We start from the raw sequence: 17,553 nt of genomic DNA on the forward strand, positions 1-17,553 counted from the left end.
AGTAGAGGGCACCGGAGCCAATGAGGATGAACGACTTGACCAAGAATCTGCTGCTGTGGGTGGTCGTCGCGGTTGTGCTGATGGTCGTCTTCCAGAGCTTCTCGCCGCGGATGGCAGGCGGCGTCGGCCCCGACTCGATTACCTATACCCAGTTCCTGAAGGAAGTGGACTCCGGTCGCGTCAAGTCGGTGGATTACACCGATGAGACCAACCTGGCCGTCAACGCGATCCGCTTCAAGCGCACCGACGGCAGCGAAGCCACCGTCTACGGTCCGCGCGACGACAAGCTGGTCGACGTGCTCTACAGCAAGAACATCGAAATGACCCGCCAGAAGCCCTCAACGGGTCCTGGTTTCTGGTCGTTGGTGCTCAACTTCCTGCCGGTCATCCTGATCATCGGCTTCTGGCTGTTCATCATGCGCCAGATGCAAGGCGGTGGCGGCGGTGCAAAGGGTGCGATGAGCTTCGGCAAGTCACGCGCCAAGCTGCAGGGCGAGGATCAGGTCAAAATCACTTTTGCCGACGTCGCCGGTTGCGACGAGGCCAAGGAAGAAGTCAGCGAGCTGGTCGACTTCCTGCGCGACCCGACCAAGTTCACCAAGTTGGGCGGCAAGATTCCGCGCGGCGTGTTGATGGTCGGCCCGCCGGGTACCGGTAAGACGCTGCTGGCCCGCGCCATCGCTGGCGAAGCCAAGGTGCCGTTCTTCAGCATCTCCGGTTCGGACTTTGTCGAAATGTTCGTCGGCGTCGGTGCGAGCCGTGTGCGCGACATGTTCGAGCAGGCCAAGAAGCACGCGCCGTGCATCATCTTTATCGACGAAATCGATGCGGTGGGCCGTCATCGCGGCGCCGGCCTCGGCGGCGGGCATGACGAGCGCGAGCAGACCTTGAACCAGCTGCTGGTCGAAATGGACGGCTTTGAAGGCGGCGAAGGCGTGATCGTGATCGCGGCCACCAACCGTCCCGACGTGCTGGATCCGGCGCTGCTGCGTCCGGGCCGTTTCGATCGCCAGGTCGTGGTCGGGTTGCCGGACGTCAAGGGTCGCGAGCAGATCCTGCGTGTGCACATGCGCAAGCTGCCATTGGCCGACGACGTGGTGCCGATGGTGATCGCCCGCGGTACCCCGGGTTTCTCGGGTGCCGATCTGGCCAACCTGTGTAATGAAGCGGCGTTGTTTGCGGCGCGCGGTAGCGAGAAGGAAGTCCGCATGGACCACTTCGACCGTGCCCGCGACAAGATCCTGATGGGTGCCGAGCGTCGCTCGATGGCCATGAGCGAGGACGAGAAGACGCTGACCGCGTACCACGAAGCTGGCCATGCCATCGTCGGCCGTCTGGTGCCGGAGCATGACCCGGTCTACAAGGTCACCATCATTCCGCGTGGTCGCGCCCTCGGCGTGACGATGTATCTGCCGGAAGGCGACCGTTACTCGATGAACCGGGTGGCGATCGAATCCCAGCTGTGCTCGCTGTATGGCGGCCGTGTTGCCGAGGAGTTGATCTTCGGTGGCGACAAGGTCACCACCGGTGCCTCCAACGACATCGAGCGTGCGACCAAGATGGCGCGCAACATGGTCACCAAGTGGGGCTTGTCCGACGAACTCGGCCCGGTGGCCTACGGCGAGGAAGAAGACGAGGTGTTCCTGGGCCGTTCGGTGACCCAGCACAAGAATGTCTCCGACGAAACCGCGCGCATGATCGACGAAGTGGTGCGCTCGATCCTGGACAAGGCCTATAGCAAGACCAAGGCGATCCTTACCGAGAACCTGGACAAGCTGCACGCGATGTCGCAGTTGTTGCTGCAGTACGAAACCATCGATGTGCCGCAGATCGACGCCATCATGGAAGGCCGCGAGCCGCCGCCGCCGGCCGGTTGGGCCAAGTCCGACAAGGACGGTGGCAACAACAACGACAAGGGCAGCCCACGTCCGTTGCCGCCGATCGCAGGGCCCGCCGAGCAGCTGTAACGCTACGCATCGGTCAGCTGCAGCAGCATCCATCAAGGCCGGGGAGCGATTCCCGGCCTTGATGCGTTTGAACGCTGACTAGCGCAGCTCCCGGCTTCGGTCGTTTGGCGGCTTAGGTTGATAATGCATTCGGCAGATCGCAAAACACGCGCTCCACGGCAGTGCGCACCAATCGCCACCCATCGTAACCGCTCCAGGAGAACCCCATGATGTTCGACACCGCCCTCAAGCTGGATTGCGCCGGTCGCGTCCTGCGACTGGATGTGCCGCAGGTGATGGGTATTGTCAATGTCACGCCGGATTCGTTTTCCGAAGGTGGCCAGCACGCTACCTGCGAGGCCGCCATTGCACACGGCCTGCGTCTGGTCGAGGAGGGCGCTGCGGTGCTGGATATCGGCGGCGAATCCACCCGTCCTGGCGCGGCCCCGGTCGCGCTGGAAGAAGAGCTGCAACGCGTGATTCCGGTGATCCAGGCATTGGCGCAGCAGACCGGCGTGCCGATCAGTGTGGATACCTACAAGCCGGAGGTGATGCGCGCGGCCGTCGCGGCCGGCGCCGGCATGATCAACGATGTTTATGCGCTGCGTTCGCCGGGCGCGTTGGACGCTGCATCGGAATTGTGCGTGCCGGTGGTGCTGATGCACGCACGCAGCGCACCGCATGCCATGCAGGACGCGCCGCACTACGACGACGTGGTGGCCGAGGTGCATCGCTTCCTGGCCGAGCGCATCTTCGCCGCCGAAATGGCCGGCATCGACAAACGCCGCCTGATCCTCGACCCCGGCTTCGGCTTCGACAAGACCACCACGCATAACCTCACCGTGCTGGCACAGCTACAGCGCCTGCAGGAATTCGGCCTGCCGGTGCTGGCAGGGCTGTCGCGCAAGCGCAGCATCGGCGAGTTGACCGGCCGCGAGATCGCCGCAGACCGCGTATATGGTTCGGTCGCCGCGCATCTGATCGCCGCCCAGCACGGCGCGGTGTTGCTACGCGTGCACGATGTGGCCGCGACCGTGGATGCTTTGAAGGTATGGAGCGCGATGTCGGCGATTCCCGTGCCGCGCGTGAGCGCGCCTTCGGTACCGACCATCCGTTGGCCGGACGAGGACTGATGCCGGCCGACCGACGCCCGCTCGCAATCGCGTTGATGGGTCCGACCGCCAGCGGCAAGACTGCGCTGGCACTGGAAGCGGCGCAGCGCTGGAATGGCGAGATCGTCAGCGTCGATTCGGCACTGGTGTATCGCGGGCTGGAGATCGGCGCGGCCAAGCCGGATGCCGCCATGCGTGCAGCCGTGCCGCATCATCTGCTCGATCTGCGCGATCCCTGGCAGATCTATTCGGCGGCGGAGTTCGCCAGCGATGCGCGGCGCGCGATCGATCAGATTGTGGCGCGCGGCAAGCTGCCGATTCTCGCCGGCGGCACCGGATTGTATTTTCGCGCCTTGCTGGAAGGGCTGTCGCAGTTGCCCGAAGCCGATCCGCAGGTTCGCCTGACCATCGCAGCCGAAGCCGAACAATTCGGTTGGGCCGAGCTGCATGCACAACTGGCGCAGGTCGATCCGGTCGCGGCTGCGCGGATCCATATCACCGACCCGCAGCGCATCCAGCGAGCGCTGGAGGTCTATCGCATCAGCGGCAGACCGATCAGTTACTGGCAGGCGCTGCCGCCAGGCCCGCGCCTGCCGGTGCGGGTGTTGAAGGTAGTGCTTGCGCCGCGCGAGCGCGCAGTGCTGCACGCGCGGATCGAACAGCGACTGGACGCCATGCTGGCGCAGGATTTTCTGGCAGAAGTGGAGCGTCTGCGCGCGCTGCCGCAACTGCGCGCGGTTGCCGCGCCGCTGGATCTGCCTGCGATCCGCGCGGTCGGTTATCGCCAGGCCTGGGAGTATCTGGATGGCGCCGGCAGCTTGGCGCAGTTCCGCGAAAAGGCGATCCATGCGACCCGTCAACTGGCCAAACGGCAACTCACCTGGCTGCGTGGCGAGCTCGACGCGCGCTGGTTCGATCCGGAGCGTGACCGGCATCAATTGGAAGACGCACTTGTCGGCTTCCTCGCTCATCGTCCCGCTGTGCCGCAGGCTTCAGGCGTGTAACATCCCGTTTCCGGGGCCGGCTGGGGATGGCAGGTGTCGACCGGGACAATAAGAACAATAATGAAGAGGAGTTTTTCGATGGCTAAGGGGCAATCTTTACAGGATCCATTCCTCAACGCGCTGCGGCGCGAGCGGGTGCCGGTCTCTGTGTATCTGGTCAACGGCATCAAGCTGCAGGGCACGATCGAGTCGTTCGACCAGTTCGTAGTGCTACTGCGCAACACCGTGAGTCAGATGGTTTACAAGCACGCCATTTCCACGGTTGTGCCGGCGCGCAATGTGCGCGTGGGACCGGGCGGTGGTTATGTGCAACCCAATGAAGGCAATCAGGCGGAAGATGACGACGTCGAGCAGTAATGGAGTAGTGCGTGTTTGATCGCTCACGTAAGGGTGAACATGCGCTGTTGATTCAGACCCACTCCGGTGGGCCTGCCGAAGAGGATGTGCTGGAGGAGTTCGCCGACCTTGCAAAGTCGGCGGGCGCCACGATCGCGGCCACGCTCACCGCGCGCATCGACAAACCGAGCCCGTCGACCCTGATCGGCAGCGGCAAGCTGGAAGAGGTCAAGGCCGCTGCCGAAGCAACCGGTGCGGATCTGGTGCTGGTCAACCACACCTTGTCGCCGGGTCAGGAGCGCAATCTGGAGCGCTACCTGGAGCGGCGCGTGATCGACCGCACCGGGTTGATCCTGGACATCTTCGCGCAACGTGCGCGCAGCCATGAGGGCAAGCTGCAGGTCGAACTGGCACAGTTGCGGCACATGGCCACACGGCTGGTGCGCGGCTGGACCCACCTGGAGCGACAGCGCGGCGGTGCGATCGGCCTGCGCGGCCCCGGCGAAACCCAGCTGGAAACCGACCGCCGCCTGCTGCAGAAGCGGGTGGAGCAGTTGCAGCAGCGGCTGGAAAAAGTCGAGGTGCAGCGCACCCAGATGCGCCGCGCGCGCATGCGCAGCGAACTGCCGCGCATTGCATTGGTCGGCTATACCAACGCCGGCAAATCGACGCTGTTCAATGCGTTGACCGGTGCCGAGGCCTACGTGGCCGACCAATTGTTCGCCACGCTCGATCCCACCGTGCGCCGCATCGCGTTGCCGGGCGGCAGTGCGATCCTGGCCGATACGGTCGGCTTCGTACGCGATCTGCCGCACCAACTGGTCGCCGCGTTCCGCTCGACCCTGTCCGAAGCACGCGACGCCGATCTGTTGCTGCACATCGTCGATGCAGCCGACCCGTTGCGCGAAGAACGCATCCGCCAGGTCGATGAGGTGTTGCATGCCGTCGGCGCGGGCGATCTGCCGCAGCTGCTGGTGTTCAACAAGATCGACAAGATCGAGGGCGCGCAAGTGCGTCACGATGCACAGGACGGCATCCCCGACCAGGCGCGGCGCGAACGCGTGTGGGTCTCTGCGCGCGATGGACGCGGGCTGGAAGAGTTGCAACACGCACTCGGCCAGCGGCTGGATCTGCGTCATCTGACCGGACAGCTGCGGCTGCCGCCGTCTGCGGGGCGCTTGCGTTCCAGGCTGCATCAGCTGGAAGTGGTGCGTAACGAGCAATCCGACGAGGATGGCTGGTTGCTGGACGTCGATCTGCCGATGGTCGAAGCCGAGCGGCTCGCCGCCACCGAAGACGGCACACCGCTGCGCGCGATGCTGCCGGATCGCCGCGAAGACTGGGAATCGTGATCGGCACTGCACAGTCGGGTTGGCTCGACTGTGCAGAACGCCCGAGTCGATTCAGCGCGGGCCGAGCAGTACGCCTGCCTTGCGCATATCGCCACTGAACCTCTGCCACGCCGTGGCTGTCCCGTTTCTGCAGCCGCCGCAGACAGATGGGACGAATTGGGCTAAAACGTTCGCTGCCTCTTTATTCCCTTGCCTATGTCCATGTCCGCCGATTTCGAACTGCAGCAGCTGGCCGAAACCCTTGGTCAGCAACTGCTTGCCGCGCGCGAGCGCCTGGTCACCGCCGAGAGCTGCACCGGCGGCTGGATCGCCAAGGCGGTGACGGATGTGGCGGGCTCTTCGCACTGGTTCGATTGCGGCATGGCCGCCTACAGCTACGAGGCCAAGCAGGCATTGCTCGGCGTGCGGCCGCACACGCTGGAAGTGCACGGTGCGGTCAGCCGCGAAACGGTGATCGAAATGGTGTCCGGTGCGCTGGTCAATTCCGGCGCCAGCATCGCCGTGGCGGTGACCGGCATTGCCGGGCCGGGTGGCGGCAGCGAGGACAAGCCGGTCGGCACGGTGTGGATCGGCTGGAAGCGTCGTGGCGGTTATGCCACTGCGCAGCTGTTCCAGTTCAATGGCGATCGCGATGCAGTGCGTCGGCAAACCGTGGTTGCGGCGCTGCGCGGTTTGAGCGCATTGCTATAGGTGCGTGATCTGCGCGCCAGCCGCTCTGGTGCATTAGCTGTCTGATGTGTCGCACAAGTGTGATTGCCAACGCCGCGATGCTCGCCTGACGATGCGTGGCATTGTTTTAACGCATGGCTCCAATGCGTATCGAACGATAGCGGCATTCGTCACGCGCTCCGCGTGTTCGGTTACCTGCGTTGCTCAGTCTCGTTAACCCGGTAAGGTGTGAAGCCACGCGAACTGCGGCGCTCGCCGTACTGCATCGCCTGCGCGCTTTGTCGGGGGAACATGGGTATGGATCAGCAACGTGGCACCACGCTTGCGCTCGCACTTTTTGCGGGCATGCAGGTATCGCCGCTGTGTGCACAGACAACGGCGCAGCCAGATCCAAAGGAGCCGGCAACGCTGGCAGCGCTCAAGGTCACCGCGCAAAAGCGCGAGGAATCGCTGCAGAATGTGCCGGTGGTGCTTTCGGTGCTTCCCGAGCAGCTGTTGCAGGACAGCGGCGTGCACGACATCAAGGAGCTGCAGATGCTGGTGCCCGGCTTGATCGTGACCAGCAGTCAAAGTGCAGCCCAGACCACCGCGCGCATTCGCGGCATCGGCACGGTTGGCGACAATGCCGGGCTCGAATCCTCGGTGGGTGTGGTCATCGATGGCGTGGCCCGCGCGCGCAACGGCGTGAGCTTTGCCGACCTGGGAGAGCTTGAGCGCATCGAAGTGTTGAAAGGCCCGCAAGGCACCGTGTTCGGCAAGAACACCTCGGCCGGCGTCATCAACGTGGTCACGCGCCGGCCCAGTTTTACCCGCAGCGCCGATGCCGAAATCACCGCGGGCAACTATGGCGCGCTCGGGATTGCCGCCGCCTTCAACGATGCGCTGGGCGACACCAGCGCATTACGCGTGTATGCCGCCAGACGGCGTCGCGATGGATTCGAGCAGGTGGTCACCGGCGCTGGTCCGCGCACCGCCACCGACGATGGCGACCAGAATCTGCGCACCGCGCGCGTGCAGCTTCTTTGGGAGCCCACCGACGATCTGGACATCAATCTGACGGCCGACGACACCAGCCGCCAGGAAAATTGCTGCGTCACCGTGACCACCGAGCGCGGGCCGACCGCTGCGCTGATCGATGCGCTGACGCCGGGCGGGCAGGGCACCCTTCCACGTGCCGACCCGCAGAGCAGGCGTGCCTACAGCAATCGCAGCACCGCGCAGGAGATTCAGGACAAGGGCGTGTCCGCACAGATCGACTGGACCACCCCATGGTTGAGCGAGGCGGTGCTGACTTCGATCACCGCAGTGCGCGACTGGAAATCCGTCAACGGCCTGGATTTCGATTACAGCGCCGCAGACATTCTCTACCGCGCTCCGCGCGAGGACGAGATGCTGACCAGGTTCAAGACCTTCAGTCAGGAACTGCGCCTGGCTGGATCGAGTGAGCGTCTCGATTGGATGGTCGGCGCGTTTTACGCAGACGAAACCCTGCATCGCAACGAGTCCTATCGCTTCGGCAGTGCGTACGAGCCTTATCTGTCGAGCGTGCTGCTTGCACGCGTCAATCCGGCGTTGGCCGCACGTGCGGATGCGACGCGTTTTCTCGCCGACGCCACCGGCTTGCCGGCCGGCACGCTGTTCCGCGGCCAGGGGAGCCAGGACCGCTTTCGGCAGGATGGCACCAGCGCCGCGCTGTTCACCAACAACACCTGGCATGCCACCGACGCGCTGGATGTCGTGGTGGGGTTGCGCTACACCTACGAGAACAAAACGTTGCGATCGGCATTCCAGAATCCCGATGGGAGCCCGGCGTGCGCCAGTTATTTCGCGCCTAGCGGCCAGGTCGATCCGGCTGCATTACGGCGGATCGGTGCGGCGCTGGTGGCGCGCGGTGTGCCCGCATCTGCGGTGCCGACGATCGCACCGCAAGTGATCGGTTTCACCTGTCTGCCTTGGGCCAATGTTGCCCATGATGGTCGTCGGACCGAGCAGCAACGCACCGAGCGCGAGTGGTCCGGTACCGCCAAGCTGGCGTATCGCTGGAACGATGCGCTGATGACGTATGTGTCGGCGGCGCGTGGCTACAAGGCAGGCGGTTTCAATCTGGATCGCGTGCAGTCCTCCGATGGCTTGTCCAGCGGCGTGCAGGGCATCCTGCCGGTGGATGACACCGCGTTCCCGGGCGAGTTCGTCGACAGCTACGAGCTCGGTGCCAAGAGCACCTGGCTCGGTGGCAACCTGCTGTTGAATGCAGCGGTGTTCTATCAGGATTTCAGCGATTTTCAGCTCAACAACTTCCTGGGGACCAGCTTTGTGGTGCGTGCCATTCCCACCGTGGTGTCGCGCGGCATCGATACCGAAATTCTGTGGCAGGGCGCAGTGCCTGGCCTGATGCTGCAAGGCGGGCTCAGCTATACCGACACCCGCTATGGCGACGATCTTTTACCGGATGCGGATCTGGCGCTGCTGCCGGGCAGCCGTTTGAGTTTTGCGCCGCGCTGGTCGGCCAATCTATCGGTGACCTACGAACGCGCGCTTGGCAATCGGCTCACGGGCCGTTTCAACGTTGGCGCCAAGTACAGCTCCGAATACAACGCAGGCTCGGATCTGGATCCTCAAAAATCGCAACCGGGCTACACCTTGCTCAATGCGCGCTTCGGCATCGGCGCCAACGACAAGCGCTGGTTGCTGGAAGCATGGGCAGAAAATCTCGGCAATGAAACCTATCGGCAGATCGTCATCGACGCGCCGCTCCAGGCTGGTTCGTGGAATGCGTTTCTGGGTGCGCCGCGCACGTATGGAGTGACGCTGCGGCTGCGTTATTGAGCCTGTTTCGCCCGACTTCCTGGCAGCGTTACACGGACGCGTTACAGCAAGCACGATCTAACGTGGGCTAAGCCTGATGTTGAGGGAGGCGCGACATCGTCATGCAGATCGGCTACAAACAAGCTCTCGCTGTTGAGCTGCGTGCCGATGCATCTGATTTTCGCCCCTGTGTTGTTTTCGTCCATGCCAGAGGCAGTTGGCAGACGGCTCGCGTCTCTGGATCGCCCGGGCGCCTATTTTCAACCGCCTGCATACACATCTGCCGGTCACTCGATGACCCCGCGCGTGCGTGATGATGCAGGTGCCTGCATGGCACCGGGATCGTCTCGAAACACAGCCCCGATGCAGTCGATCTTCGACGACCCGCAACGCGCTGCACCTCCTGCACGCGTGCAGCGTCTGGCTGCCGCACACGCACAGGCGGTGCACTGATGTGGGAAGCGCTCGGCACCGTTCGTGACCTCGGACGTCTGCAGGAAATCGCCGCGGTCCTGATTCGTTACGGGTTCGGCGACGTGGTACGCCGTATCGGTCTGGCCGATGTGCTCGAACGTGCCGGCAAGCTGTTGCACTGGCATAACGCCGAGGGCCGTTTGCGCATGTCCGCCGCGATGCGCGTGCGGCGCGCCCTGGAAGAACTCGGGCCAACCTTCGTCAAGCTGGGGCAGGTGCTGGCCACACGCGTGGACCTGTTGCCGCAGGAATGGATCGAAGAGTTGAGCGAGCTGCAGAACGCAGTTCCCGCGCTGCCGTTCGAGCAGATCCGCCCGCAATTGGTCGCAGCGCTGGGCGCCGAGCCCGAGAGCATCTTCGCGCGCCTGGACGAGCAACCGTTGGCTGCCGCATCGCTGGCGCAGACGCATCGGGCCTGGCTCGCCGATGGCACACCGGTGGTGTTGAAGATCCGTCGCCCCGGCATCGGCGACACCATCGATGCGGATCTGCGCCTGCTCGCGCGGCTGGCGGAGATCGTGGAAGCTCGTGCCCCCGACCTGAAACGCTATCGCCCCGCCGAAGTCGTACAGCAATTCACCGTGTCCCTGCGGCGCGAACTCGACTTCGCCGCCGAGTGCCGCAATGCCGAACGCATCGCCGCCAATTTCGCCAACGACCCCAATGTCGTGGTGCCAAAGGTGTATTGGGAGTGGACCTGCGAATCGCTGAATGTGCAGGAGTTCATCGACGGTATTCCCGGGCGCGATCTGGCCGCAGTCGATGCGGCCGGCCTGGACCGCAAGGCGCTCGCACGCACCGGTGCCGGCATCGTGTTCAAGATGGTGCTGCAGGATGGCTGCTTCCATGCCGACCCGCACCCGGGAAACATTTTCTATCTGCGCGACGGGCGCATCGCGGTGATCGACTTCGGCATGGTCGGGCGCGTTTCCGAGCAGCGCCGGTTCCAGGTCGCGCAACTGCTGCACGGCATGGTGAGCTACGACGCCGAAGCGGTCATCGACGTGCTGCTGGAATGGGCCGGCACCAATCTGGATGTCGATGAGTCGCGCTTGCAGCAGGACATCGGCGCCTTCGTCGACGAGTATCGTGGCGTGCCTTTGAAGGAACTGCGCATCGGCGCAATGCTTGGCGATGTCACGTCCATCCTGCGCGATCACGGGCTCACGTTGCCCTCGGATCTGGCGTTGATGATCAAGGCGTTTCTCACGCTCGAAGGCATGGGCCGCCAGCTCGACCCGGATTTCGACATGGCCAGCGAGGCGCGCCCGTATCTTGAACGCGTGGTGTTGCAGCGTTACGCACCGAGCGCGATGTTGCGGCGCAGCCGGCGTACCGTGACCGGGGCGATCGATCTACTTGGCGATCTGCCGCGCGATCTCAAACGGCTGCTGCAGGCCGCGCGTCGCGGCAAGCTGCAACTGCACGTCGAAACGCGTGCGTTGCGCGAGTTTGGCGAACAGGTCGATCGTGCCGCCAATCGGCTCACCATGGGCATTGTCACCGCCGCGTTGGTGATTGGCTCGTCTATCGTCATGAACAGCGTCGGCGGCAGTGCCAGTCGCTGGCTGCTGGCGTTGGGTGTCGGCGGGTTCATCGGTGCGGCACTGTGCGGCATCTGGATCCTGTTCTCGATCTGGCGCAGCCGGCGTTAACGCAACCGTTCGGCTGCGATGCAGCTGTCTGCAACCCGCTCGTCGGGTTGCAGACCAAAGCTGCAGACAACAGTTGCGCAGGCGTCAGTTAGTAGTAATACTACTAACCATGGAACTGACCGATACCCAGCAAGCAATCCTGGCCTTGATCGCCGAGCGCATCGATGCCGACGGCGTGCCGCCCTCGCAAACCGAGATCGCGCGCGCGTTCGGTTTCAAGGGCGTGCGCGCAGCGCAGTACCACCTGGAGGCGCTGGAACAGGCGGGTGCGATCCGTCGTGTTCCGGGTCAAGCGCGTGGCATCCGCCTGGCCGGGCGGGGCGCGCAGTCGCGCACACCGCCGGCCAGCGAGCCTGTCCGCGATGACGTATTGCGCCTGCCAGTGCTGGGCCGCGTTGCAGCGGGCCTGCCGATCGGCGCGGATATCGGCTCGGACGACTTCGTGGTGCTGGACCGGGTGTTCTTCTCGCCCTCGCCGGACTACCTGCTGAAAGTGCAGGGCGATTCGATGCGCGACGAAGGCATCTTCAACGGCGACCTGATCGGCGTGCATCGCACCCGTGACGCGCGCTCGGGGCAGATCGTGGTCGCCCGGATCGATGAGGAGATCACGGTCAAACTGCTGAAGATCAGCAAGGACCGCATTCGGCTGCTGCCGCGCAACCCGGACTACGCGCCGATCGAAGTGTTGCCGGATCAGGATTTCGCGATCGAGGGCTTGTATTGCGGGCTACTGAGGCCAAATCGTTGAGCAGTGCGCCGATGGGCGTGCTGGCTTTTTCCCGAGCCGGCACCGCAGGATTTCCCGCTGCCACCGCACTACCCGCATCCCTAATCTGAGTGTGTCGCCGCCAGTCTCAGACTGTGCGATACACCGCCGCTACATTTGCCCTACACCGAAATCACTGACAAGGATCACCCAGATGGATGAGAACAAAAAGCGCGCCCTTTCCGCAGCACTGAGCCAGATCGAAAAGCAATTCGGCAAAGGTTCGGTCATGCGCATGGGCGACCGCGCCATCGAGGCGGTCGAAGTCATTCCAACCGGTTCGTTGATGCTGGATATCGCACTTGGCATCGGTGGTCTGCCCAAGGGCCGCGTGGTCGAAATCTACGGGCCGGAAGCCTCGGGCAAGACCACCCTGACCCTGCAGGCGATCGCCGAATGCCAGAAGAAGGGCGGCACCGCGGCCTTCATCGATGCCGAGCATGCGCTGGACCCGATCTATGCCGCCAAGCTGGGCGTCAACGTCGACGACCTGCTGCTGTCGCAGCCCGATACCGGTGAGCAGGCGTTGGAAATCGCCGACATGCTGGTACGTTCGAGCTCGGTGGACATCGTGGTGGTCGACTCGGTCGCCGCGCTGACCCCGAAGGCGGAAATCGAAGGCGAGATGGGCGACCAGCTGCCGGGTCTGCAGGCACGTCTGATGAGCCAGGCGCTGCGCAAGCTGACCGGCAACATCAAGCGCTCCAACACCCTGGTGGTCTTCATCAACCAGCTGCGCCACAAGATCGGCGTGATGATGCCGGGCCAGAGTCCGGAAGTGACCACCGGCGGCAATGCGCTGAAGTTCTACGCCTCGGTGCGTCTGGATATCCGTCGTATCGGCGCGATCAAGAAGGGCGATGAAATCATCGGCAATCAGACCAAGATCAAGGTGGTCAAGAACAAGCTGGCGCCTCCGTTCAAGCAGGTCGTGACTGAAATTCTCTACGGCGAAGGCATCAGCCGCGAGGGCGAATTGATCGATATGGGCGTGGAAGCCAAGCTGGTCGAGAAGGCAGGCGCCTGGTACAGCTACGGCGAAGAGCGCATCGGGCAGGGCAAGGACAATGCGCGGACCTATCTGCGCGACAACCCGCAGGTTGCGATCAAGCTTGAAGCCGAGCTGCGTGAGAAGTTCCAGCCCGCTGAAGCGCCGCGTGAAGCCGGCGACGATGCCGAGAAGGAATAAGCGATCAGAGCAGCCAGAAGAACCTGGCGGATAGCTGTCAGATAGGTGGGGCGGTGCGCAGGAAGCGCAGGCGACGAGTGGTAGGTGCTCGTCTCTAACGCTGGCCGCACCCGCCTGACAGCAGCGCAACAGGTTTTGATAGCCGCTCCAAAGTTTTTCTATCGCGGGGACGGTGGAGTCAGTGCCGCCGCGCTTCGCGGTAGATCTATCGAAGGCCAGGAGGGCAGGCGCCATGGACGGCGCATTGGTTGAGCAGTGATTTGGTAATTCAGGACACCTCACGATGGACGAGCAAGAGCCCGCGCCAAAGCGGGGACGCCGGTTCAAGGAGCAGACGCCGGTCCAACGCGCACTCGGATTGCTGGTGCGTCGCGAGCATTCGCGCAAGGAATTGAACCGCAAGCTGCTGGCACGCGGCATAGAGCCGGAAGCTGCCGAGGCCGCCGTAGAGCGTCTCGCGGGTGAAGGCTGGCAGGACGACACCCGGTTTGCGGCGTCGGTCGTTCGTAATCGTGCAGGCTCGGGCTACGGTCCACTGCATATTCGCGCCGAACTCGGAACCCATGGCCTGGATAGCGAGGCCATCAGTGCTGCAATGGCGACCTTTGAAGGCGATTGGACCGAAAACGCACGCGATCTGATCCGTCGCCGGTTCGGTGAACAAGGTCCGGTGGATCTGCCGCAGCGGCGCAAGGCCGCTGATCTATTGGCCCGGCGTGGTTTTGACGGCAACAGCATTCGCAGCGCCACGCGCTTCGACCTTGAGGACTGAGGACGTCAGGCCTGCTACCCTTTGTGGTTTAAGGTTGTTCCGCTCGTCTGCGCCCACATTCATTGGGTGACCGGGACCGCCGCCCGCCCAATGCCAGCACATGAACGCACCTGCCAAATACAGCACTTCCCAGATCCGTAGTGACTTCCTCGCCTTCTTCGAAGGCAAGGGCCACACCATCGTGCCGTCCGCACCGCTGGTGCCGGGCAACGACCCGACCTTGCTGTTCACCAACTCGGGCATGGTCCAATTCAAGGACGTCTTTCTCGGCGCGGAAAAGCGCAGCTATGTGCGTGCTGCCGACGTGCAGCGCTGCCTGCGTGCCGGCGGCAAGCACAACGATCTGGATTCGGTGGGCTATACCGCGCGCCACCACACGTTCTTCGAAATGCTGGGCAACTGGTCGTTCGGCGATTATTTCAAGAAGGACGCCATCAGCTGGGCATGGGAACTGCTGACGCAGATCTGGAAGCTGCCGGCCGATCGCCTGCTGGTCACGGTCTACCACACCGACGAAGAAGCCTTTGCGTTGTGGCGCGACATGATCGGCATCCCGGAAAGCCGCATCGTGCGCATCGGCGACAACAAGGGGGCGCCGTATGCCTCCGACAATTTCTGGCAGATGGCCGATACCGGTCCATGCGGCCCGTGCACCGAGATCTTCTTCGACCATGGCGATCACATCGCCGGTGGTCCGCCGGGTTCGCCGGACGAGGATGGCGATCGCTTCATCGAGATCTGGAATCTGGTCTTCATGCAGTTCGATCGGCAGCCCGATGGCACCTTGATTCCGTTGCCTGCCCCGTGTGTGGATACCGGCATGGGTCTGGAGCGTCTCGCTGCGATCCTGCAGCACGTGCATACCAATTACGAAATCGACGTGTTCCAAGCGTTGATCGGCAAGGCCAGCGCGCTTACCGGCGTTGCCGATCTGGAAAACAAGTCGCTGCGGGTGATCGCCGATCACATCCGCGCCTGTTCGTTCCTGATCGTCGATGGCGTGCTGCCCTCCAACGAAGGTCGTGGCTATGTGTTGCGCCGGATCATCCGGCGTGCGCTGCGCCATGGCTGGATGCTCGGTGTGCGCCAGCCGTTCTTCAGCAAGATGGTGCCGACCCTGGTCGAGCTGATGGGTGAGGCCTATCCGGAGCTGGTGGTCGCTCAAGCGACGGTCGGGCGCGCCTTGCTGGCCGAGGAAGAGCGCTTTGCCGAAACGCTGGACGCCGGCATGAAGATCTTCGACGATGTCGCTTCGCGCTCGCAGGAGGTCATTCCCGGTGCCGATGCATTCCGCCTCTTCGACACCTACGGATTTCCGGTCGACCTGACCTCCGACATCGCGCGCGAGCGCGGCTTGCGTGTGGACATGGAGGGCTTCGAGTTCGCCATGGAGCGTCAGCGCGAGACGGCGCGCGCCGCAGGCAAGTTCGGTGGTGGCGTCGCATTGCCGGCCGATCTGGTCGCCACCATGTCGCCGACGGTGTTTCTGGGCTACGAGGCTTACGACGCCGATGCGCTCAAGGTCGTCGCGCTGCTCAAGCAGGGCCGTCCGGTCGAGCGCGCCGACGCCGGTGACGAGGTCATCGTGTTCACCGACCGCACACCGTTCTATGCCGAGTCCGGTGGTCAGGTCGGCGATAGCGGTCAACTGAGCGGGACCGGTGTCTCCATCGACGTTGCCGATACGCAGAAGTTCGCCGGGCAGTTCCATGGTCACGTAGGGCGCATCACCGAAGGTGCGCTTGCGCTGGGCGATGTGCTGTCCGGCGGGATCGACGTGCAGCGTCGCGGCAAGACCATCCTCAATCACTCGGCCACGCATCTGCTGCATGCGGCCTTGCGCGAAGTGTTGGGCACGCACGTCCAGCAGAAGGGATCGTTGGTTGCGCCGGACCGTCTGCGTTTCGACTTCTCGCATTTTCAGCCGATCACTGCCGAAGAACTCGCCGTGATCGAACGCAAGGTCAACGCCGAGGTGCGCACCAACCACAGTGTGGAGGTGCACAACATGGCCATGCAGGAAGCGCTGGATTTCGGCGCGATGGCGTTGTTTGGCGAGAAGTACGGCGAGAACGTGCGTGTACTGAAGATGGGTGGGTATTCGACCGAACTCTGCGGCGGCACCCACGTCACCCGCACTGGCGATATCGGCCTGTTCAAGATCACCTCCGAGGGTGGTGTGTCTTCGGGCGTGCGCCGTATCGAAGCGGTGACCGGGCAGGGCGCGCTGGACTACGTGGCCGACGAAGAGCGTCGTCTGCTTGAGGCCGCTCATCTGCTCGGCGGCAATGCGACTGAAGTCGTCGACAAGGTGCGCGCGCTCACCGAGCGCCAGAAGCGTCTGGAGCGTGAGCTGGAATCACTCAAGGCCAAGCTCGCCTCTGGTGCGACTGCAGATCTGGGCGCCAGTGCTGTCGACGTGGCCGGAGTCAAGGTCATCGCAGTGCGTCTGGAAGGCTTCGACGCCAAGGCACTGCGCGATGCGATGGATCGGCTGAAGCAGCAATTGGGCGATTCGGTGATCGTGCTGGCGGGAGCATCTGCCGGCAAGGTCGCGCTTGTTGCCGGCGTGAACGGTAGCCCAACTGGCAAGGTGAAGGCAGGGGAACTCCTCGGCCATATCGCCAGTCAGATCGGGGGCAAGGGCGGTGGCCGTCCGGATCTCGCCCAGGGTGGTGGCGAGGACGGGCCCGCCCTTGCGACCGCGCTTGACGGCGTGCACTCCTGGGTCAAGCAACACTTGGGCTGAACACTTGTCCTGCCATGCCTTGCTGGCTGGCAGGATCTGCCGCTACCATTTCCGGTCTATTCCCTTTACCTATAGACGCGTCTCATCAGGAGGCCGTCGATGCTGGTGGGAAACCCACCGGTTCCAGGAGATTTGAAAAATGTTGATCCTCACTCGCCGGGTAGGCGAAACCTTGATGATCGGCGACTCGGTCACTGTTACCGTGCTCGGCGTCAAGGGTAATCAGGTGCGCATTGGCATCACCGCACCGAAAGATGTGGCTGTGCACCGCGAAGAAATCTATCAGCGCATCCAGCGTGGCGATGAGCCGGTCGCTTCCGGCGCGCATCACGGCGACGATTCTTCGAATTGATTGTCGCAAAGGGTTTACGTTAACCCCCCTTACCCGGTATTCTTCGCGGCCTGCCACGGACAACGCGGCAGGACGTGAAACTGGAGCGATGCCCGAGCGGCTGAAGGGGCTCCCCTGCTAAGGGAGTATAGGGTCAAAAGCTCTATCGAGGGTTCGAATCCCTCTCGCTCCGCCAGTGTTCTAGACGCCCGCAAATCTTTGATTTGCGGGCGTTTTTATTTGCATCGCGGCATGGGTTTGCAAGCCCTTTCGAGTGAGCCGCGCAGCATGCTTACTGCCAGTCGGCTCGCCGCATCCTGCATAAGGCATCTGGTTGTCGCGGCAGCATCTGAATCGCCTCAAACGTGCTGCATGAAGCGGTTCAAGTAA

Annotated in this window: 13 protein-coding genes and 1 tRNA gene; all 14 read left to right on the top strand. The window is 63.4% G+C overall.

Going from position 1 to position 17,553, the window contains the following annotated elements:
* Positions 1-26 precede the first annotated feature (26 nt).
* The 14 genes from ftsH (at position 27) to FFY45_RS19985 (ending at position 17,359) form a co-directional block, all read left to right on the top strand.
* Positions 27-1,967, top strand: a complete 1,941-nt coding sequence (gene ftsH / locus FFY45_RS19920; protein WP_006453305.1) for an ATP-dependent zinc metalloprotease FtsH — start codon at positions 27-29, stop codon at positions 1,965-1,967.
* Between the two features lie 209 nt (positions 1,968-2,176).
* Entirely contained in the window at positions 2,177-3,079 is a 903-nt protein-coding gene (gene folP / locus FFY45_RS19925) for a dihydropteroate synthase (protein WP_176341814.1), read from the top strand.
* Positions 3,079-4,062: a tRNA (adenosine(37)-N6)-dimethylallyltransferase MiaA gene (miaA, locus tag FFY45_RS19930; RefSeq protein ID WP_176341813.1), complete on the top strand. Its 984-nt coding sequence runs from the start codon at positions 3,079-3,081 to the stop codon at positions 4,060-4,062. The genes folP and miaA overlap by 1 nt, the downstream gene beginning before the upstream one ends.
* A gap of 78 nt (positions 4,063-4,140) precedes the next feature.
* Positions 4,141-4,419, top strand: a complete 279-nt coding sequence (gene hfq / locus FFY45_RS19935) for an RNA chaperone Hfq (RefSeq protein ID WP_043889764.1) — start codon at positions 4,141-4,143, stop codon at positions 4,417-4,419.
* 11 nt (positions 4,420-4,430) lie between these two features.
* Complete coding sequence (gene hflX, locus FFY45_RS19940) at positions 4,431-5,750, top strand: ribosome rescue GTPase HflX (protein ID WP_176341762.1); 1,320 nt, start codon at positions 4,431-4,433, stop codon at positions 5,748-5,750.
* 195 nt (positions 5,751-5,945) lie between these two features.
* Positions 5,946-6,440, top strand: a complete 495-nt coding sequence (locus FFY45_RS19945; RefSeq protein ID WP_023903749.1) for a CinA family protein — start codon at positions 5,946-5,948, stop codon at positions 6,438-6,440.
* Positions 6,441-6,710: 270 nt separating this feature from the next.
* Positions 6,711-9,245: a TonB-dependent receptor gene (locus FFY45_RS19950; protein ID WP_176341763.1), complete on the top strand. Its 2,535-nt coding sequence runs from the start codon at positions 6,711-6,713 to the stop codon at positions 9,243-9,245.
* Positions 9,246-9,676: 431 nt separating this feature from the next.
* Positions 9,677-11,353, top strand: a complete 1,677-nt coding sequence (gene ubiB / locus FFY45_RS19955) for a 2-polyprenylphenol 6-hydroxylase (protein ID WP_023903752.1) — start codon at positions 9,677-9,679, stop codon at positions 11,351-11,353.
* Positions 11,354-11,462: 109 nt separating this feature from the next.
* Positions 11,463-12,104, top strand: coding sequence for a transcriptional repressor LexA (gene lexA / locus FFY45_RS19960; protein WP_176341764.1), 642 nt, complete (start codon positions 11,463-11,465; stop codon positions 12,102-12,104).
* A gap of 172 nt (positions 12,105-12,276) precedes the next feature.
* Entirely contained in the window at positions 12,277-13,311 is a 1,035-nt protein-coding gene (gene recA, locus FFY45_RS19965) for a recombinase RecA (RefSeq protein WP_006453296.1), read from the top strand.
* 283 nt (positions 13,312-13,594) lie between these two features.
* The gene (gene recX / locus FFY45_RS19970; RefSeq protein ID WP_023903754.1) at positions 13,595-14,083 is read left to right on the top strand and encodes a recombination regulator RecX; all 489 of its coding nucleotides are present in this window, start codon (positions 13,595-13,597) and stop codon (positions 14,081-14,083) included.
* Positions 14,084-14,183: 100 nt separating this feature from the next.
* The gene (alaS, locus tag FFY45_RS19975) at positions 14,184-16,832 is read left to right on the top strand and encodes an alanine--tRNA ligase (protein WP_176341765.1); all 2,649 of its coding nucleotides are present in this window, start codon (positions 14,184-14,186) and stop codon (positions 16,830-16,832) included.
* A 139-nt stretch (positions 16,833-16,971) separates the two neighbouring features.
* The gene (csrA, locus tag FFY45_RS19980) at positions 16,972-17,184 is read left to right on the top strand and encodes a carbon storage regulator CsrA (protein WP_003481884.1); all 213 of its coding nucleotides are present in this window, start codon (positions 16,972-16,974) and stop codon (positions 17,182-17,184) included.
* Between the two features lie 82 nt (positions 17,185-17,266).
* Positions 17,267-17,359, top strand: a tRNA-Ser gene (locus FFY45_RS19985).
* Positions 17,360-17,553 lie beyond the last annotated feature (194 nt).

Source organism: Xanthomonas hortorum (assembly GCF_011305375.1).
GTDB lineage: Bacteria > Pseudomonadota > Gammaproteobacteria > Xanthomonadales > Xanthomonadaceae > Xanthomonas > Xanthomonas hortorum_E.